Annotated in this window: 17 protein-coding genes; 10 read left to right on the top strand and 7 right to left on the bottom strand. The window is 47.1% G+C overall.

What is annotated here, in order from left to right:
* Positions 1-489: 489 nt before the first annotated feature.
* From OCV29_RS19610 to astE, 10 genes are all read left to right on the top strand, one after another.
* Positions 490-1,269: an ABC transporter substrate-binding protein gene (locus OCV29_RS19610; protein WP_261887431.1), complete on the top strand. Its 780-nt coding sequence runs from the start codon at positions 490-492 to the stop codon at positions 1,267-1,269.
* Between the two features lie 83 nt (positions 1,270-1,352).
* A complete protein-coding gene (locus tag OCV29_RS19615) occupies positions 1,353-2,039 on the top strand; it encodes an ABC transporter permease (protein ID WP_073602096.1) in 687 nt (228 codons plus the stop codon).
* Complete coding sequence (locus OCV29_RS19620) at positions 2,036-2,755, top strand: ABC transporter permease (RefSeq protein ID WP_073602097.1); 720 nt, start codon at positions 2,036-2,038, stop codon at positions 2,753-2,755. The genes OCV29_RS19615 and OCV29_RS19620 overlap by 4 nt, the downstream gene beginning before the upstream one ends.
* A gap of 8 nt (positions 2,756-2,763) precedes the next feature.
* A complete protein-coding gene (gene hisP / locus OCV29_RS19625; protein ID WP_073602098.1) occupies positions 2,764-3,537 on the top strand; it encodes a histidine ABC transporter ATP-binding protein HisP in 774 nt (257 codons plus the stop codon).
* A gap of 15 nt (positions 3,538-3,552) precedes the next feature.
* On the top strand, positions 3,553-4,545 hold the full coding sequence (locus OCV29_RS19630) for a GlxA family transcriptional regulator (protein ID WP_073602099.1): 993 nt from the start codon (positions 3,553-3,555) through the stop codon (positions 4,543-4,545).
* Positions 4,546-4,785: 240 nt separating this feature from the next.
* Entirely contained in the window at positions 4,786-5,820 is a 1,035-nt protein-coding gene (locus OCV29_RS19635) for an arginine N-succinyltransferase (RefSeq protein WP_073602100.1), read from the top strand.
* Positions 5,821-5,850: 30 nt separating this feature from the next.
* On the top strand, positions 5,851-6,888 hold the full coding sequence (astA, locus tag OCV29_RS19640; protein WP_073602101.1) for an arginine N-succinyltransferase: 1,038 nt from the start codon (positions 5,851-5,853) through the stop codon (positions 6,886-6,888).
* Positions 6,885-8,354 carry a succinylglutamate-semialdehyde dehydrogenase gene (astD, locus tag OCV29_RS19645; RefSeq protein ID WP_073602102.1) on the top strand — a complete coding sequence of 490 codons (1,470 nt, stop codon included), beginning with the start codon at positions 6,885-6,887 and terminating at the stop codon, positions 8,352-8,354. Before astA ends, astD begins: the two co-directional genes overlap by 4 nt.
* A 32-nt stretch (positions 8,355-8,386) precedes the next feature.
* A complete protein-coding gene (gene astB, locus OCV29_RS19650; RefSeq protein WP_073602103.1) occupies positions 8,387-9,721 on the top strand; it encodes an N-succinylarginine dihydrolase in 1,335 nt (444 codons plus the stop codon).
* A 19-nt stretch (positions 9,722-9,740) separates the two neighbouring features.
* Positions 9,741-10,748 (top strand): succinylglutamate desuccinylase, encoded by a 1,008-nt coding sequence (astE, locus tag OCV29_RS19655; RefSeq protein WP_084193174.1) that lies wholly within the window; start codon positions 9,741-9,743, stop codon positions 10,746-10,748.
* Between the two features lie 47 nt (positions 10,749-10,795).
* Here astE and OCV29_RS19660 read toward each other — a convergent pair whose 3' ends face one another.
* The 7 genes from OCV29_RS19660 to OCV29_RS19690 form a co-directional block, all read right to left on the bottom strand.
* On the bottom strand, positions 10,796-11,092 hold the full coding sequence (locus OCV29_RS19660; protein ID WP_073602104.1) for a hypothetical protein: 297 nt from the start codon (positions 11,090-11,092) through the stop codon (positions 10,796-10,798).
* A gap of 220 nt (positions 11,093-11,312) precedes the next feature.
* A complete protein-coding gene (locus OCV29_RS19665) occupies positions 11,313-12,197 on the bottom strand; it encodes an MBL fold metallo-hydrolase (protein WP_073602105.1) in 885 nt (294 codons plus the stop codon).
* 358 nt (positions 12,198-12,555) lie between these two features.
* Positions 12,556-13,695 (bottom strand): M23 family metallopeptidase, encoded by a 1,140-nt coding sequence (locus OCV29_RS19670; protein WP_084193175.1) that lies wholly within the window; start codon positions 13,693-13,695, stop codon positions 12,556-12,558.
* Between the two features lie 770 nt (positions 13,696-14,465).
* Positions 14,466-15,128, bottom strand: coding sequence for a DUF3592 domain-containing protein (locus OCV29_RS19675; protein ID WP_073602106.1), 663 nt, complete (start codon positions 15,126-15,128; stop codon positions 14,466-14,468).
* Between the two features lie 178 nt (positions 15,129-15,306).
* The gene (locus OCV29_RS19680; RefSeq protein WP_073602107.1) at positions 15,307-15,810 is read right to left on the bottom strand and encodes a nuclear transport factor 2 family protein; all 504 of its coding nucleotides are present in this window, start codon (positions 15,808-15,810) and stop codon (positions 15,307-15,309) included.
* 145 nt (positions 15,811-15,955) lie between these two features.
* Positions 15,956-17,659, bottom strand: a complete 1,704-nt coding sequence (gene betA / locus OCV29_RS19685) for a choline dehydrogenase (protein ID WP_073602108.1) — start codon at positions 17,657-17,659, stop codon at positions 15,956-15,958.
* Positions 17,660-17,741: 82 nt separating this feature from the next.
* The gene (locus tag OCV29_RS19690; protein WP_217653275.1) at positions 17,742-18,476 is read right to left on the bottom strand and encodes a FadR/GntR family transcriptional regulator; all 735 of its coding nucleotides are present in this window, start codon (positions 18,474-18,476) and stop codon (positions 17,742-17,744) included.
* Between the last annotated feature and the right edge of the window lie 397 nt (positions 18,477-18,873).

Here is an 18,873-nt window from a genome sequence, read left to right on the forward strand (position 1 = left end):
AAAGTTCATGACCGGTTTTTATTTTTCGGCCTGATGGTTTTTTATGCGGTTCTGAAATGTTAATTATATGGTTCATTGTTGTATCAATCGTGAGTTGATTATCGCCCTGTTGCGCAATTAACAAAAATATTGTTAATGAATTGCTAATAATTTTGTTGGTTAGTTTGTAAAATGTATATCTTTTAGGTTTTTTAAATGTTGTTGTTGTGTTGTTTTTAGTGCGATCGTGCACCAATTTTGTGCGTCAACATAAAAATCTTTAAACGCGTATTTTTAAAAACGATCTATATTTATATGTAATATTTCATGATATGATTGCCTTTTGATTAGCTAATTATTCATATTTAATGTTTAAATATGTTTTTTTAGTTTCGATCATACCGGAAAAATGCTGGTGGCACACTTTGTGCTGTTTGAGTGCTGACAGACATTTTGTACTGACAGGTCGTCAGTTTCCACATTTTGAAGTGATTTAGATAGAAGGTGATAATGAAAAGAATGAAGTTTCTGACCGTATTGTTGTTTGGTTTGATGACATCTTTTGCTCAGGCCGCGGAAGGCAGTTTAATTCGTCTGGGCGTCGAACCCGGTTATGCGCCCTTTGAGATCAAAAAGCCTGATGGTTCTCTTGCCGGATTTGATATCGATTTGGGGAAAGAAATCTGTCAACGTCTGAAAGCTCGTTGTGAATGGGTTGAAAGTGATTTTGACGGACTGATTCCGGCGCTTAAAGCCAAGAAAATTGATGCAATTCTGTCTTCAATGTCGATTACACCGCAACGTCTGGAAGAAATTGATTTTACTGATAAGCTCTATGGCACGCCAGCCCGTCTGGTCGCCCCAAAAGGGATGACACTTCAGCCAACGGCACAATCTCTTGCCGGCAAACGTGTTGGTGTATTCCAGGGGACGACAGCGGAAACTTATGCAAAAGACCAATGGGCAGGGCATGGGGTTGATGTCGTTTCTTATCAGAATCAGGACCTCGTGTATGCTGATTTAGTCAACGGACGTCTTGATGCCTCTTTTCAGGATGCTGTGGCTGCCGATGACGGATTTTTGAAGCGTTCAGTCGGAAAAGGATTCGCATTTAGCGGCCCGGAAGTGAACGATGAAAAATATTTCGGTGTGGGTGCCGGTATTGGTATCCGTAAAGAAGACCAGCAGTTAAAAAACAGTATCAACAAAGTTCTTGCCGATATGTTAGCTGATGGAACCTACCAGAAAATAGCGAAGCAATATTTTCAGTTTGATATCTACGGTAAATAAATCATCTTTCAAGCAGCCCCTTGTGCACATAACAATGTTTGGTTATGTTGATATGACGGGCTGTTTTCTTCAGGTAAATTAATATGTTACAAGGTTATGGCAGTGTTATCTTTGATGGTGCTGTAATGACAATTGAGCTTGCGGTGTTATCCGTTTTTGTTGCAATTGTCCTCGGACTACTCGGCGCATGTGGTAAATTATTTGGTAACCGGCCTGTTGTTTTCCTTGCGAATATTTATACCACAATTGTTCGTGGGGTGCCGGATCTGGTGCTGATGATGCTGATCTTTTACGGACTTCAGCTGATTCTGAACCAAATTACCGAGTTCAGCGGATTTGAACAGATCGATATTGACCCTTTCACCGCCGGTGTTTTGACGATTGGTTTTATTTATGGCGCGTATCTGGCTGAAACGTTTCGCGGCGCATTTCTGGCTGTGCCTGATGGTCAGCTGGAATCAGGAACCGCATACGGTTTTACCCCCTGGCAGATTTTCCGGTTGATTCTGTTCCCGCAAATGATGCGTCATGCACTTCCCGGATTATCAAATAACTGGCTGGTTATTCTGAAGTCGACCGCATTAGTTTCAATTATTGGTCTTGCTGATGTCGTGAAGGCCACTCAGATGGCGGGTAAAGGCACTTATCAGTTCTTCTTTTTCACGATTGTTGCTGCCGCGGTTTATCTGCTGTTCACCACCATCTCGAATTTAGTGTTTTACTGGCTCAATCGCCGTTATGCTTTTGACCAGAGGAAGATGACGTCATGATTGAAATTCTGCAACAATATGGGAAGGCTTTTCTCTGGTCTGATGGTTATCATTTCTCTGGTGTGGCTGTCACACTCTGGTTACTGGTTATCTCGGTGTTACTGGGGTTTATCACTTCGGTACCGCTGGCTGTCGCACGGGTTTCTGAAAACCGCTTCGTCTCTTTTCCGGTCTGGCTGTTTTCTTATGTGTTCAGGGGAACGCCGCTGTATGTTCAGCTGTTAGTGTTCTACACCGGGGTTTACACTCTGGGCTTCGTGCGTTCCACCGAGTTTTTGAACTGGTTTTTCCGCAGTGGATATAACTGTACGCTGATTGCGCTGTACTTAAACACTTGTGCTTATACCATAGAGATTTTTGCTGGTGCGATTAAAGAAACCAACCGGGGTGAGGTTGAAGCAGCAAAAGCTTACGGCTTTTCCCGCTGGAAAATGTATCGCCACATTATTATCCCGTCTGCACTACGCCGGGCATTGCCGGCTTACAGTAATGAAGTGATCATGATGCTACACTCAACGTCGCTGGCATTTACGGCAACGGTTCCGGATATTCTGAAAGTTGCCCGGGACGTCAATGCTGCAACATATAAGTCATTTCATGCGTTTGGTATTGCTGCGGTTTTATATCTTATCATTTCATTTTTGCTGGTAGCGTTGTTCAGAAGAGCCGAGAAACGGTGGTTAAGACATCTCCGGCCGATTTCAGCTCAGAAGTAAGGAATCTTATGCATAACTCAAAACTTGCCGTCAAAGATCTTCATAAGAAGTACGGATCTCATGAAGTGTTAAAAGGTATATCGCTTCAGGCCAATGCTGGTGATGTGATTAGTATTATCGGCTCATCCGGTTCCGGGAAAAGTACTTTTTTACGCTGTCTGAATTTTCTGGAAAAACCGTGTGACGGGGCCATTTATGTGAATGGTCAGGAAATCCATATGGTCCGCAACAGTGACGGACAGTTTAAAGTATCTGATGACAAACAGCTGCAATTGCTGAGAACCAAACTGACGATGGTTTTCCAGCATTTCAATTTGTGGAGTCATATGACGGTGCTGGAAAATGTCATGATCGCACCGATGAAAGTTCTGGGGATCAGTGAAGCAGAAGCCAGACAGCGTGCACTGACATATCTGGATAAAGTCGGGATTGATGAACAGGCGCAACAGCGTTTCCCGGCTCATTTATCCGGTGGTCAGCAACAGCGGGTTTCCATTGCCCGCGCTCTGGCAATGGAGCCGGAAGTACTGCTGTTTGATGAACCGACTTCAGCGCTTGATCCTGAACTGGTTGGTGAAGTGCTGAAAATTATGCAGAAGCTGGCAGAAGAAGGCAAGACGATGATTGTGGTCACTCACGAGATGGAATTCGCCCGTCATGTCTCAAACCATGTCATCTTTCTTCATCAGGGAAAAATTGAGGAAGAAGGCAATCCGGAGGAAGTCTTTAATCATCCTAAAAGCGAGCGCTTACAGCAATTTTTGTCCGGTGCACTGAAATAACCGGCGTGTTCGGGCATGAAAGCGCAGCACTCTGCATCCACCTCATCTGAACCTGGCTACCGTGTTGTCGTGTATTTGCCGGGTTCATCCTCCCTGTTTTCTGCCGGCGCTGCTGAAGCGCCTTTTTTAGCGGCTAACCAGTTACTGAATGAAGACAAGTACCAGTTGACCTGGCTGTCTGGTTCAGAACTGCCACCGTGTGAACCGCTTCACGGGCCGCAATCTGTACAAAGCACTCCGGATGATGTGACATGTGATTTACTGATTATTCTCTCTCATTCTGCTCCCGAACTGCCACTCCCGGGCGAAGAAAAAATCTGGCTGCAGCATCTGATACAGCAGCAACAGGTTCAGGTGATTGCCTCGCATGCCGGACCTTTCTGGCTGGCAGAATGTGGGTTGCTGAACACTCAGTCCGTGGCCGTACACTGGTCTCTCATGGATGATTTTCATCAGCAGTACCCGGCTTTAACGCTGTCCGATTTCTTGTATACCACGAAAGACAGGCTCACAACCTGTGCCGGACAGGCTGCTCTGCTTGATTGCATCATACAGTTGATTGAGAGCCGGGAGGGTCATGAACTGGCTTATGATGTTTCCGATCTGCTTTGTATGGATCGGATTCGTTCAGCGGAAGAACGTCAGCGCCTGCCGGCGAAACATGCCGGCGAGACTCAGCCCCGGCTGACCATGGCAATTGAGCTGATGGAAAATAATATCGAAGAGCCATTATCAACCGGAGAAATAGCCAGCTTAGTCAATATTTCACGCAGGCAGCTTGAACGGCTGTTCAGGCGCTATCTCGACACGATGCCGGCACGCTACTATTTACAGTTGCGTCTGAAAAAAGCCCGTCAGTTATTATTAACAACCAATACCTCTATCGTACAAATCGGTTTGCATTGTGGCTTCTCCAGCGGGGCGCATTTTTCTACTGCCTACAAATCCTTCTACCAGATCACCCCACGGGAAGAACGTTCAAAAAAGTTTCATTCTGATCAGGTTTAATCATGCTGAACCGGATAATTTGACGTTTCACCCTGAATACTTTGCCATCAGATTTTGGCTCAGAAGGTGAAAAGTTATAAATATCCGTCGGATTTATGTAATTTTTGTCGTCTTATTTTTTATAACCTGTAAGTCTGAGCTGCCTCAAAATAAGGCATCTGTGGTTTTGTCAGGAGAGACAAGATCAGTCATGGACTTCTGGTATGAAGAAAAGACAATCATCGACAATGGATATCAATCATGATTATTTTACGTCCGGCCCGGCAGGGTGATATTCAGCAGATTGAGCAACTGGCTCATGACAGTGGTACTCAGGTGAGTACTTTACCTGCCCAGCGTGCTTATCTGGTGGAGCGGGTCAGCCATTCGATGGATTCATTCCGGCAGGAAGTATTAGCGCCCGGAGAAGAGAATTATTTGTTCGTACTGGAAGAAACCGTCACCGGGCAAATTCTCGGCACTGGGGGAATTGTGGCGCTGGCTGGTTTTCTGGAGCCTTTTTATGCGTTCCGCAATGACATTCTGATTCACTCCTCCAGAGCATTGAAAATACACAGCCGGATTCACGCACTGACACTGACACATGATCTGAGTGATCACTCCCAGCTCTGTTCCTTTTATGTTGTACCGGCTCTGAGAGATTCACTTTATCCGGCGCTGGTCACGCTCGGACGGCTGATGTATATGGCTGTGCACAAAGAACGATTTGCTGAAGACTGGATGGCGGTTCTTCCCGGTATCGCGGATGCATCGGGCAGAGCACCTTTCTGGGATCATGTCGGCCGAAAATTTTTCCGGATGTCTTACCACGAAGTCGAACATTATAACAGCACTCTGGATCGCACCTTTATTGCCGAGCTGATGCCGCATCATCCATTATATGTCCCCTTAATCAATGAAGAAGCTCAGGCCGTCATGGGGCAGATACATCCGGACAGCGAGCTGCAGTACCGGTTGTTGTTTGATCAGGGGTTTGAAGCAGATAAATATGTGGAAATTTTCGATGCGGGGCCCATTCTGACAGCGAGAAAGAATACGCTAAACCTTTGGCAGAATATCCATCAGTGTCAAATTAAAACAGTCAAAAAAATGGCTCATTCCTGTCAGTATTTAATGGGGATGACAACAAAAGAACATGAATTTCAGGCAGGGATTATTGAGGCCTGGCAGGACGGGAATACGTTATTCGTCAGTGATGCAACGTGCGCAAATACCCCCGGATTAGAGGTCGATCAATCCGTCTGGTGTTTGCCACTGGACAGACTGCATCTGTAAGTCACCAGATTTAATCAAGGATTAGTGAACATGATGGTAATTCGTCCGGTCATTCAGGATGACCTGGCTGCGCTCAGGGAGCTGGCAGCTAAAACCGGTGTAGGGTTTACTTCTTTACAGGATGATGAAGCGCAACTTCGTGCGCGTGTTGAACGCATGATTGGGACATGGCAGGGAAAACTGCCCTTGTCTGAACAGGGTTATCTGTTTGTTCTGGAAGATACTGATACTGAGAAAGCCGTCGGTATCTGTGGGATCGAAGCTGCAATCGGGCTGAATGAAGCCTGGTATAACTACCGCGTCGGCACCTTGGTTCATGCATCAAAAGCTCTGGATATTTATAGTCAGATGCCGACATTATTTCTCAGCAATGATCATACCGGCCATAGTGAACTGTGTACGTTATTTCTTGATCCGGCTTACCGGCATCATAAAAACGGGCAGCTTCTTTCAAAAAGCCGTTTCTTATTCCTTGCAACTTTTCCGGACCGTTTTGGCAGCAAACTGATTGCAGAAATGCGTGGTGTGTCCGACGAGCAGGGGTGCTCGCCGCTTTGGGAAAGCCTGGGGCGTCATTTTTTCTCAATGGATTTCGCTCAGGCCGATTATCTGACCGGTATCGGTCAAAAATCATTTATTGCTGAGCTGATGCCTAAACATCCGCTTTATGTCGACTTTCTCAGTGAAGAAGCGCAGGCTGTGATTGGTCAGGTTCACCCCGATACCATACCGGCCCGGAAGATTCTGGAAGCGGAAGGGATGCGCTATGAAGGATATGTGGATATCTTTGATGGTGGTCCGACAGTCGAAGCTTATATTCATGATTTGCGTATAGTTCGCGAAATCAGAAGCTGGCCGGTGGAAATCGTTGAGAATTCATCAGGTTCAGCCAATACTTTTTATTTAGTAGGAAATGAAAGTTTTTGCGATTACCGGGTGATTTCCGGTACGCCAGAGTTCTCGGAAACTCATATCCGCTTAACCCGTGATCAGGCTGACCGGTTAAATGTTGGTGCTGGTGATACGGTTCGGGCGGTCACACTTTTTGCACAGGAGACAGTCTCATGATTCAGTCCGGTTTATATATTAATGGTGAATGGCGCAATGGCCGTGGCAGTATTTTTGAAAAGCGGGATCCGTCGACTGATGAAGTGATCTGGGCTGCTGAAGAAGCGGGGAGTGAAGATGTGTCTGAAGCCATTCAGGCGGCACGTCAGGCATTTCGCTGCTGGTCGGGCACGGATCTGGACAGCCGGCTGGAGCTGGTGAATTGTTTTGCTGAAAATCTGACAGAATCCAAAGAAGCGCTGGCGGAAGTGATTGCAACAGAAACCGGCAAACCGCGCTGGGAATCACTGACCGAAGTCCAGGCGATGATCAATAAAGTTAAAATTTCGATCGATGCTTATCACGATCGGACCGGGCATAAAGTCACTTTAACCGGCGATGGGCAGGCGGTATTACGCCACCGCCCACATGGTGTGCTGGCGGTTTTCGGGCCATACAATTTCCCCGGCCATTTACCGAATGGTCATATTATTCCGGCATTACTGGCGGGAAACTGCATTGTATTTAAGCCAAGTGAACTGACACCCTGGACGGCACAGATGACCATGGAAATCTGGCAAAAATCCGGCTTACCCGCAGGTGTGATTAATCTGGTTCAGGGGGGGAAATCAACCGGGATTGCACTGTCTGCACATGCCAGCATTGACGGACTTCTGTTTACCGGAAGTGCCAATACGGGGTATCAGCTTCATCGGCAGCTGGCCGGGCAGCCGGAAAAGATTCTGGCACTGGAAATGGGCGGTAATAATGCACTGATTGTTGAATCGTTCAGCGATGTGGATGCGGCGGTGAATCTGATTATCCAGTCTGCCTTTATCTCGGCGGGACAGCGTTGTACCTGTGCCCGGCGTTTACTGGTGAAAAACGGTATGGCGGGTGAACAGTTGTTACAGCGACTGGTTGACGTTGCCGGAGAGATTCGTGTCGGTCGCTGGGATGAAGAACCCGCACCATTTATGGGGCCGGTCATTTCTAACGATGCGGCTGATCATCTGTTATATGCACAAAATTCATTACTGGCGGCTGGTGCGAAAGGGCTTCTGCCGATGACCCGCCCGGTGGAGCAGGCTGCATTTTTAACGCCTGGTATTCTGGATGTGTCTGGTGTTCACATGCTGCCGGATGAGGAGTACTTTGGTCCTCTGTTGAGTGTGATGCATTACGAGACGCTGGAAGAAGCGATAGCGCTGGCAAATCAAACCCGCTTTGGTTTGGCAACGGGACTGATATCCACAGAACGGGCAGACTATGAACAACTTCTGGCCAGTGCCCGCTCCGGGATTGTGAACTGGAATAAACCACTGACCGGTGCATCCAGCCAGGCACCATTTGGTGGCATCGGCGCATCCGGAAATCATCGTCCGAGTGCTTATTATGCCGCAGATTACTGCTCATGGCCGATGGCTTCGCTGGAGACGGAGCTGCTGACCATGCCGGAAACCATGTCTCCCGGTTTACAGTTTTAAGCGGTCTGTGAGTCACAGACAAGGAGAGAACAATGTCAGCATTTGAAGTCAATTTTGATGGTCTGGTCGGCTTAACTCACAATTATGCCGGGCTATCCTTTGGTAATGTCGCATCACAATCCCATCAGAATGAAACCGCGAATCCCAGGCTTGCTGCATTGCAGGGTCTGACCAAGATGAAAACACTGTCGGACATGGGATTCCGGCAAGGGGTGCTTCCTCCTCACGAACGCCCGTGCACGACAACACTCAGACAGCTTGGTTTTAGCGGCAGTGATGCCGAAGTTATTACAAAAGCTGCTAAAGAAGCGCCAAGGCTGCTGGCGATGGCCAGCTCTGCGTCTGCCATGTGGGTGGCCAATGCAGCGACGGTTTCACCCTCAGCCGACACGCTGGATGGCCGGGTGCATTTCACACCGGCTAATCTGAATAACAAACTGCACCGGGCGATTGAAGCTGAAACAACCGGGCGGATTCTGCAACAGATTTTTTCTGATTCCCGGCATTTTGTTCATCATGCGCCATTGCCACAACATGCGTCGCTGGGAGATGAAGGTGCCGCGAATCATAACCGGCTCTGTGACGGATACGGGCAACCGGGTGTGGAAGTGTTTGTTTATGGTGCCGGGGCCGGGCAACCGGGACCGGTACGTTATCCGGCCCGTCAGACATTCGAAGCCAGTGAATCAGTGATGCGATTGCATCAGCTTAGCCCGGACAGAACGGTATTTGTTCAGCAAAACCCCTCAGTGATCGATCAGGGTGTTTTCCATAATGACGTTATTGCAGTCAGCAATGGTCCGGTTTTGTTTTATCATCAGGACGCATTTTTGAATCCGCAAGGGGCGTTAGATGAGATCGCATCCAAACTGGCTGAGACCGGCTGCCGGTTCCAGCCGGTTGAAGTGCCGGTCAGTCTTGTTTCTGTGGAAGATGCGGTGCAAACCTATCTGTTTAACAGCCAGTTGCTGATGAAAGACAATGGAAAAATGCTGCTGGTGGTGCCGCAGGAAGCCCGTGAACATCCCGGAGTCTGGGGGTATCTGTCCTCGCTCATCGATCAGGGCAGGGTGATTGATGAAGTCAAAGTATTTGATTTACGTGAAAGTATGCGAAACGGTGGTGGTCCGGCCTGTTTACGGCTGCGTGTCGTCCTGAGTCAGGCTGAGCTGAATGCGACTAACCCGAATGTAATTTTAACCGATTCACTTTATCACGAGCTGACACACTGGGTAGAAAAGCATTACCGGGATCGGCTGGCTGAAGCTGATTTGGCTGATCCTCAGTTGCTGGAAGAGTGCAGAACCGCATTGGATGAACTGACACAAATCATGAATTTAGGATCTGTGTATCCGTTCCAGCGTTAAATCATAATCCGGAGATAAGATGATGAGCCCTTATTTATCGGCAATATTAGACAATCAACCGCCAGCGGCTTTGACCGGGGAGAATCAGCACTTGCGCTGGACGTTTCTGGCCGACGGAGTATTGCTGTTCGAACCGCATCACCCGCCGGTAAAGCACGTCATTTTGTCTGCGGGTGTCCACGGTAATGAAACCGCGCCGGTCGAAATTTTATGTCGCCATGTCGATGCACTACTGGCCGGAGAAATGACATTACAGGTTCGCCTGTTGGTGATTTTGGGAAATCTGGCAGCAATGAAGACCGATCAACGGTTTATTGATGTTGATCTGAACCGCTTATTCAGCGGGCAGCATCGCAGCTATGAGGCGGGAGAAGATACCCGACGCGCTGCACTGCTGGAACAGTATACAACCGACTTTTTTGCCGGTACGCCGGCTTCAGCACGGTTTCATCTGGATTTACATACAGCCATTCGTGAGTCTCACTATGTCAGGTTTGGTGTGTTGCCTGTCCTGAATGAGAATACAGTCCGGTCCGGCTTTTTTGATCAGTTACTGGCGATGGGTCTGGAAGCACTGGTTGTTAATCCGGTCCCTGGCGGAACATTCAGTTATTACACCGCAGATGTACATGGTGCGCAGAGCTGTACACTGGAGCTGGGTAAAGCCCGGCCTTTCGGAACCAATGACTTGTCACAGTTTCAGGCGGCTGACCGTGGGCTGGCGAATTTGATCCATGGCCGGAATGACGTTTCTGCTGTCCGTCCGGCAGTCAAAATTTTCCGGGTCTGTCAGGAATTGAAAAAGTATTCCGGGCAGTTTTATTTCCCGGAGATTGACGATGATGTGAAAAATTTTTCCCGCTTTCAGCAGGGGATGCTGATTGCACAGGATGGAGAGGTGGAATATCGGGTGGAACATGAATTTGAATGGCTGATATTTCCTAATGCCGGAGTTCGTAATGGTTTGCGCGCCGGAATGATGCTGGAAGAAATGACACTGGATCAATTCAGCTGTTCTCCGGATTGATGCACGATGAACAGACAGATTCCATGCCGGAATCTGAACGGTTGGGATCAGGGATTGAGCATCAGGGACAGAATAGAAAGAAATCCAGCCAGTGAAATGGGCAGCAATGCAAACGCATAACCGATATATGCCGGAAATTTTGATTTCACTTTTAATGCCTTGCGTGCAACCATCGCTTTATGCAGACGGTAAGTTCCGAAAAAAGAGACGGCAATCCAAAGAGAGATGGTCAGATAAATTGCGGCCGTGTTACCATTGTGAATGACGGCTGTCGCCGCATATAAAAAGCCGAAGTGTAACGCAACAAGGTTGCTCAGAATTTTATTAGGTGCAGAAGATTGCATGATTTCTCACTGATAATTGATAACTGACTGACTTGATACTAAATCGGATGCTTAAAGAAAGGCACGAAAAAATTGTCATACCGGAGCGATAATATGAACTCAGTTCAGTTTTTGCCCGTTTTATGCCGGACAGTTTACCCTGGAGCACGCTCTAAGTCCGGATAAAACAGGCAGTTTTTCATTTCAGACTGGTATTATCTCAGCCTGTCGGTGAGCAAAGTTAAAAAACGGTTTCCAGCTCTCTGAGTGCCTGAGGCCACTCACCCGGCCAGTCGTAGTTATCTTTTAATATTTTTGCGCTGTAATGCAGGCAGATATCCGTCGCCAGATTAGGATACCGCTGCTGCATGGCATTGAACACTTCATCGCCATTTTTGGCTGTCTTTGCCACCGAGACAAACGTCTGAATATATTGGCGGGTAAATTCAATCGCATCAGGGGAGACTCTGTCAGCGGTTGGGGCGTGTCCGGGAACGACTATAACCGGATTCAGTGCTTCCAGTTTATCCAGAACGTCCAGCCATTCCTGCCGCAGTTCAGGCGTTTTATCATCGGCAATCCACACATGCGCTTCATTGAAGACGGTATCTGCTGCGACAAGTGTTTTAATACAGGGAATCCACACTGCGGATTGTCCGTCAGAATCACCGCGAAGCGGGCCGAGAATTTCCAGCCGCTGATCTTCGAGCATCATGACTGGCTCATCAATCAGAGTGACTGGTACTTTTTCTTTGGGGCCATTGATTCCCAATACTTCATTGCCCCAATAGCGGATCTTAAAGTCATAAGCATCATTGACGAACTCGCCACAACCCCTTAAAGAGATGATTTGCGCATCAGGGAAGGCATGATGTATCACTGATGTGCCCAGAAAATGATCCGGATGGAAGTGCGTAATATAGATGGTCTGTAACCGGCATCCGGTTTCAAGAATCTCGCCAACCAGCCGGTGAGCATTGGCCAGTGTAAACTGAGTATCGATAACAATCGCATCTTTTTTGCCATATACAATGGTTGAGTTGACGCTGAAGCCATCATGGCTATCTCCGCCATTGAAAATTTTTATACTGAGGGGAGAAAGAGGAATGGTGTGATTGGAAGGCATAAATATCTCCTTGGTGTGATGACAAAAAGAGTATGCATTTTATATCATACTTGGCAGATTGCTACTTTTTCCCGGAATAACGTTCTGTATCGCTGGTTTATTGTCCGATCTGCTTATATTATCTGCTGCTTTGCCGGGGAAATCTGATATTTTTCCGGTCATTCACCGGGACGGATTGGTTCTATCTCAAAATGTATTAAACGCAATAAGTGCTGCGGCATATGCCTGATTCAGGCATAAAAATATCCATGCCGTTTCCGGCATGGATATGTGTTCTCAGTAAAAAATGTCCTCAGCCCAAACGTTCGGCCTTGACTGGCACAGGCCGTTGCAGACTGAATTCGCAGACCAGACTAAATTAATAGTTGACCGGGTTGTCGATCCGGTTCCAGAAACAGACTTTCTTGTTGCTTCGGGTGTCGGTCATGTATGCGTAGCTGCAGTTATCATCGTAGCTGTACCGACCGACATGAACCTGATAAGGACCAAAACTTATCCCGTCAATTGAGTTATACACACCATTGTATAAGACAGAGAAATGCAGGTGTGGACCGGTTGAACTACCGCCTGAACATAATGCCTGTGACTTATTACCCGCATAATATCCCAGTACTGTATTTTGTTTCACGTACTGGCCATTGGTCACCTGAATGCCATCCATATGATAATAATTGGTCGCCCAGCCGTTTTCATTGGTTACCCGGACTTCACAGCTCGATAAAACACTGACTGTACCGGCATTCGCAGCTGCGACATCATAGGTTGTTGCCCCCCACTGAGGCCAGTCGTAGGAGACATCAAACGATGAGAGCGGATAACCGGAACCTGTATAGGAGTGAGGACCATTGGGCACCCAGTTATAGCCGCGTCGCCACGGCATTTGCAGAAAACCGGATTCCGGCAGCTTCGAAGATGCGCGGAGGCTTTGTGTGGACAGCAATGATGATGGATCGACTGTACCAAACCAGTCCTGATACTGTTTCTGCCATTTTTTCCAGTCGCTGTAACTGGCTAATTCGTTCATCAGAGCCAGCGTCGATGGACTATAAGATGAAAGTTCATAGTCACCGCTCCGGTAGCTGTAGAAATATTGTGACAGGTGATTAGTCAGGTGGGAGACTTTTTCTTTAAAGAGCGCTTTTTTTGCCAGACCTGGTGCTTCAGTATCCGGCCAGTTTTCAGTGACAGCCAGTGTCGTAATAATGATACGGGGATCGACACTGGTAATGCCTGCCCAGTGTGTCAGAGATTCAGATAAGAATGCCCACTGAGGTGCATGCTGTTCAAAAAAGCTCTGAATATCAAAAGGACGTTTGACCGGCCTGAAAACAAATTGACTTTCGCTGACCAGTTGCCGGGGAACCTGCTGTTCAGCCAGCTGACTGGCTTTGACAGCCGGTGTGTCAACATGAGTGTAAAATGAATGGGCCGATACAGCAGAGATGCTGCCGCCAATTAAAACCGAGAGTGCCAGACTGATCGTTGTTTTTTGAAACATAATTTTATTCCTTGTTATTTATTATACCTGTACATACTCAGGCAACCGTACCGGTCGTTGAGTTATATATCCAAACAACCTGAATCATGCATCTTCAGGTTACTTGGGTATATTCAGGATTTTCAGGTATTGGTGCAATTAATAATGTTAAACGAGTTTTCTCCCTGTAAAATATATCTTATGTTTATATTCACTATATCAGGGCGTTTTAAAAATTCTACTTTATTTTTATTGAAGTAAAGCAGCCCGTTTATAAAAATCGGCTGTAAGTTATTTTTTAAATAATATAGTCTTTGTTTTGACAAAAATAATGTCAATCTGTCTGCTTTATGACGCATGACCAAGCATCAAATTTCGTCAATTTCATATGCAACCAGTGTGGTTTTTTGGTGCGATGGACCATTTTCCGGGAAGTGTTAATAAATAAAACAATGATTTTTATATGAAATAATTGAAATTCAGAGTCCGGGGGATTGAGTCTGAGTGGTCATCCGAGTGTGACATTATAATTTATGGCTGTATTTTTATTTAATTGATTCAGAATAAAATAATGGCGTCAGAATAAAATTTAACGTGATGATGTTTTTTGGTACCGCTTTCATCTGATTTTTTAGAGAGCGGATTTTATTTTCTGCTGTTTGGTGACGATTTATGGTTATAAGCTGATCCGCTGAGTTAAATTTTTATACGTCTGGTTCCCGGATGTTTATATTAATCGCCGGGCTTTGCCGGGTCAGAAAAAGCGCGGCAAGCCCGGTTGATGGGATTTATTATTTCGGTAAATCCATATAATATTTTCCCGGATTGCCGGGCTCAATAAATACTGTGACTTCATCTGTATTCAAATCATCTGGCTGAACCCATAGATTTTCACTTTGAAACGAATGTAACCGATTGGTTTGAGGATCCTGCCATTGGGCCGTAACGACATAAGGATGACGTCCGTTCAGTTCAAAAGCACGATTCAATTCAATGTGCTGCACGCTGGCTGTGATCGTCGTTCCATGCTGTTTCAGGTAAGCCTTTTTCCGCTTTCCGGACAGACCATAAAGGAAAAAAAGAACACCAATTAAAGAGAACAGACTGCCAAAAATCCCGAAAATAAGTGGCCCAAGCCACAGGTGTAAAAAGCTGTAGATCTCTGCATGTTCAGGAAGATCAGGCTGATAAACCACTTCGACTGTTTCTCCGCGGGAAAAAGAAGGCGGATTGCTGCCGGTTGAGGACTTAAATTCAATCATTTCACCTTCAGCGGTTTGAAATGAAACAATCGGATAATAAGTGCCATCGCTGACAAATGAGGTCACAATGCCATCAGTCCGGACTGCATGACTGAGAAAACTTTGCTGCTGGTTAAACAGGAAAGCTGCCAGTGCAAGGAAAATGAATCCGAATGCCATAAAAGCAAGTTTGAAAATTGATGAAGGTTTCATGATGAATGAGAACTCCGGATAACGGGCAAAAAAAGGGCTGTGATATATGAACAGGCCCGGAAGCGGCGGGATTTTATTGAGTTAGTTACTGATAAAAAAGAGGATATTCAGCTTCGTGTTCATTTATGTGAAGTTAATTCCATCTTCAGGTTGTTTGGGTATATTCCGCCGGATTGACTCACAGTATCAGTTTCCGGCTTTCTTTTGCTGCCAGATTTTGCTGTGCTTTTTCCATCGCCCGGTAGAGTATTTCCCGGTTACCTTGTTCAGCAGAAGCACGCAGGGTGAGCGCATGGATGGTCCAGTCTGAGGTGGTTTTTTCCATTTCGAACTGGTATTGACCGGAAATTTGCCAGAATCCATCGTCATCAATGAAGTGGCTGGCTGTCACGTCTGCTGTGACTGTGGCATGTGTCCCGGACAGTTCAACATCAATGCCGGACAGATGATGCAATGTATTATCAAATCCGGGCTGTAAGCCCGCCCACTGGCGTATCAACGCGCCGCGGTGAACCGTGGCGGGTTCACCGCCAAACACCGAGGTGTAGTCAACAACGACTTCTTCTGAAAACAAACGTCCCAGATAAGCAAAGGCACTCTGATCGGCAAAGGTGGCAAAGCTATTGATGTTACTGATAATTTGGGCGTGTTCTTTTTGGTGTTGATGAGCCGGCACTGACATAGTGACCCCCGCGAATGCTGTCACGCTGATCAAAGTATAGCCAGACTTGAGACAGTCTGTTGAGGTTCATTTTGCAGAATGCATTGTGATAAAAAACAGGCACCATGTGATGCCTGTTTGAGAGCGGAGCGTATTGAAGAAAGGCTTATGCTTCAGCCGTTTCCACTTCTTTCGTTGGCTGTGTTTCAGCAACAGCAGTTTTTTTCTCCGGGACATGCTGATAGAACTCAGCATCGATGGCGGGTTCAATGTAGTTGCCCAGAATAATATCGGCTGCTTTTTCTGCCACCATCATTGTCGGTGCATACAGGTTCCCATTGGTAATCGCCGGGAAGACAGACGCATCAACCACGCGCAGGTTTTTCACGCCATGGACTTTCAGTTCTGCATCGACCACGGCCATGTCATCGTAACCCATTTTACAGGTACAGCTTGGGTGATAGGCACTTTCACCATCACGGGCAACGAAGTCGAGAATTTCTTCATCAGTCTGGACAGATGGACCCGGTGCCAGCTCTTCACCACGCAGGTGATCAAAGGCCGGTTGTTCAATGATATTCCGGGTACAACGAATTGCCTGAACCCATTCTTTACGTTCTTGCTCCGTTGACAGGTAATTAAACAGAATTTCAGGTTTCTGATCCGGATCATTTGATTTGATTTTTACATGCCCGCGCACATCCGTATTCATCGGGCCCACGTGTAGCTGGAAGCCGTGACCATCACGCGGCGCACTGCCATCATAGCGGATGGCCAGCGGCAGGAAGTGGTATTGCAGGTTCGGATAAGCGACTTCATCGTTCCCGCGGATAAAGCCACCGGCTTCAAAGTGGTTGGTCGCTGCTTTACCTTTACGGCGGAATAACCAGTCAAAGCCAATTTTAGGCTGGTTGTACCATTTGAGGGCAGGATACATACTGACCGGCTCCTTACAGGTGTACTGAACATACAGTTCCAGGTGATCCTGAAGGTTCTCGCCGACACCCGGCAGGTGATGAACCGGATTAATCCCTAATGCACGCAGCTCTTCTTCGTTACCGACACCAGAGAGTTGCAATAATTTAGGCGAGTTGATTGCGCCGCCACAAGAGATAATTTCACCCCCGTAAACGGTATGATTTTTTTTGCGGCGCTTGAATTCCACACCGATGGCCGTTTTACCATCGAAAACAACCCGGCTGGCCGTTGCACCGGTCAGAACAGTCAGGTTCTTGCGGTTTTTCACCGGATGCAGATAAGCGCGTGCTGCACTCAGGCGACGGCCACGATAGATATTCTGGTCAAATGCACCAAAACCTTCCTGCTGATAGCCGTTCACATCGTCTGTCAGTGGGTAACCGGCTTCCTGTGCTGCTTTAAAGAATGCATCAAACAGCGGATTATCACAGGCTGCTGTTGAAATCGCCAGCGGGCCATTGTCACCGTGATAGGTATCTGCGCCTTTCAGACGGGTTTCGAATTTGCGGAAGTAAGGTAAACAATGTTGATAATCCCAGTTTTCCAGCCCTTCGTGTTGGCCCCATTTTTCATAATCCATTGCATTTCCGCGGATATAAATCATGCCGTTGATACAACTACTGCCGCCTAAAACTTTTCCGCGGGGCTGGGCAATTTTACGATTGTTCATGCAGGGTTCAGGCTCAGATTCATACAACCAGTTATAAGTCCCGTCAGTCAGCAGGTAAGTTAATGCTGCCGGCATATGAATCCGGAAGTCGAGCCGGTGATCGGGGCGTCCGGCCTCAAGTACCAGAACCTTGTTCTCCGGGTTCGCACTGAGCCGGTTGGCCAGTACACAACCGGCAGAACCGCCGCCGACAATAATATAATCGTATGATTGGTCTTTCATGTGTTCCCTTACGTAATTAAGTGAAAAGTTAAGTCTGTTCCGATTCGGTTGAATCGTGATGTTGTTGAGCACATTGAAGACTTTATTCCGTCGCTTGGCCGTTGCGATCAAGACATTGCAGCAGCAGCCGGTAATGCTGGCTGATTGTGGCTTGTAAACGCACCGGTTCCCGGTTGATCAGATGAGTCGCGGTTTCCCGCCAGTTTTTAACCGTCTCACGGCAGAATTCCGGATCCTGATACAGATTGTTGTCATGGGAGCTGAACCCCTGTTGCAGCGCCTGCATCACCCATTCAAAAATCGGGTTTCCGGTCATCGAAGCCAGTAACAGATTGAGCTGACGATCCGTTTCTCCCAGTTCATGGGCATGTTGCTGTGGATCATCTGCAAATTTTTCCAGTTTACTGACGGCTTCCAGTATGGCTGTGTGCTGTGCTTCGTTTGCCCGGACCATCGCTAACTGAGCGACGGTTTGATCAATCGTTTCCCGGAATTCAGCCACTTGATACGGGCCAATATTCTTCTGCTTCAGAAACAGCGCCAGAGATTCACTGATATTCGCGACATCAACCTGTTTGATAAATGCGCCACCTTTCTGGCCCTTGCGAATTTCAATCAACCCTTTTTGCTTCAATGCACGAATCGCTTCCCTGATGACGCCCCGCCCGGTCCCGAACTGAGTTTGCAACTCCCGCTCACTGGGCAAACAATCTCCCGGCTGTAGCTTCTGATTCAGAATCGCTGATTCAATCTGCAGCGCAATATCTTCGCTGGCTCTGCCGGCCTGCGCCTGGTGAAACATCATTTCTTCGGACAACTTTTTACTTCCTCAAATGGTTATTTTTATATTTTTGGTACGACCATTGAGGCTTATTATACGTATTTTTGGTGTTAGATCGAGTTAATAATTATTTTTGGTAGGACCATTGGGTGCAATTGAATGCGAATATATTCATGATTATGAGTATGACGCGACTTGACGCTCTCTGGCGTCGGAGGGCGCTACGTGTTGCTCTGGACTTCATTTTCCCTCTTCATGTAGAGTAAGAGCGAAACATCATCAGCCTGCGCCGTTTCTGAGGGGCCGGGCGATATCATAAATATAACTATTCCAGTCTTTTGGCCTTTCAATCTGATTTATCGCAACCTTGCCCTGCGATGTATACAGAACGTTTGTCTCAGTAAAGAAGTATTCACAGAATCACCAGTGATGC

It is taken from the genome of Vibrio aerogenes (genome assembly GCF_024346755.1).
Taxonomy (GTDB): domain Bacteria; phylum Pseudomonadota; class Gammaproteobacteria; order Enterobacterales; family Vibrionaceae; genus Vibrio; species Vibrio aerogenes.

Excerpts from the sequence above, each read along its gene's own strand:
- OCV29_RS19610 (WP_261887431.1), top strand. The coding sequence starts at position 490 with ATGAAAAGAATGAAGTTTCTGACCGTATTGTTGTTTGGTTTGATGACA.
- OCV29_RS19660 (WP_073602104.1), bottom strand. The coding sequence starts at position 11,092 with ATGCAATCTTCTGCACCTAATAAAATTCTGAGCAACCTTGTTGCGTTA.
- OCV29_RS19680 (WP_073602107.1), bottom strand. The coding sequence starts at position 15,810 with ATGTCAGTGCCGGCTCATCAACACCAAAAAGAACACGCCCAAATTATC.
- astA (WP_073602101.1), top strand. The coding sequence starts at position 5,851 with ATGATGGTAATTCGTCCGGTCATTCAGGATGACCTGGCTGCGCTCAGG.
- OCV29_RS19670 (WP_084193175.1), bottom strand. The coding sequence starts at position 13,695 with ATGTTTCAAAAAACAACGATCAGTCTGGCACTCTCGGTTTTAATTGGC.
- OCV29_RS19675 (WP_073602106.1), bottom strand. The coding sequence starts at position 15,128 with ATGAAACCTTCATCAATTTTCAAACTTGCTTTTATGGCATTCGGATTC.
- OCV29_RS19615 (WP_073602096.1), top strand. The coding sequence starts at position 1,353 with ATGTTACAAGGTTATGGCAGTGTTATCTTTGATGGTGCTGTAATGACA.
- OCV29_RS19635 (WP_073602100.1), top strand. The coding sequence starts at position 4,786 with ATGATTATTTTACGTCCGGCCCGGCAGGGTGATATTCAGCAGATTGAG.
- hisP (WP_073602098.1), top strand. The coding sequence starts at position 2,764 with ATGCATAACTCAAAACTTGCCGTCAAAGATCTTCATAAGAAGTACGGA.
- astB (WP_073602103.1), top strand. The coding sequence starts at position 8,387 with ATGTCAGCATTTGAAGTCAATTTTGATGGTCTGGTCGGCTTAACTCAC.
- astE (WP_084193174.1), top strand. The coding sequence starts at position 9,741 with ATGATGAGCCCTTATTTATCGGCAATATTAGACAATCAACCGCCAGCG.
- OCV29_RS19665 (WP_073602105.1), bottom strand. The coding sequence starts at position 12,197 with ATGCCTTCCAATCACACCATTCCTCTTTCTCCCCTCAGTATAAAAATT.
- astD (WP_073602102.1), top strand. The coding sequence starts at position 6,885 with ATGATTCAGTCCGGTTTATATATTAATGGTGAATGGCGCAATGGCCGT.
- OCV29_RS19620 (WP_073602097.1), top strand. The coding sequence starts at position 2,036 with ATGATTGAAATTCTGCAACAATATGGGAAGGCTTTTCTCTGGTCTGAT.
- OCV29_RS19630 (WP_073602099.1), top strand. The coding sequence starts at position 3,553 with ATGAAAGCGCAGCACTCTGCATCCACCTCATCTGAACCTGGCTACCGT.
- betA (WP_073602108.1), bottom strand. The coding sequence starts at position 17,659 with ATGAAAGACCAATCATACGATTATATTATTGTCGGCGGCGGTTCTGCC.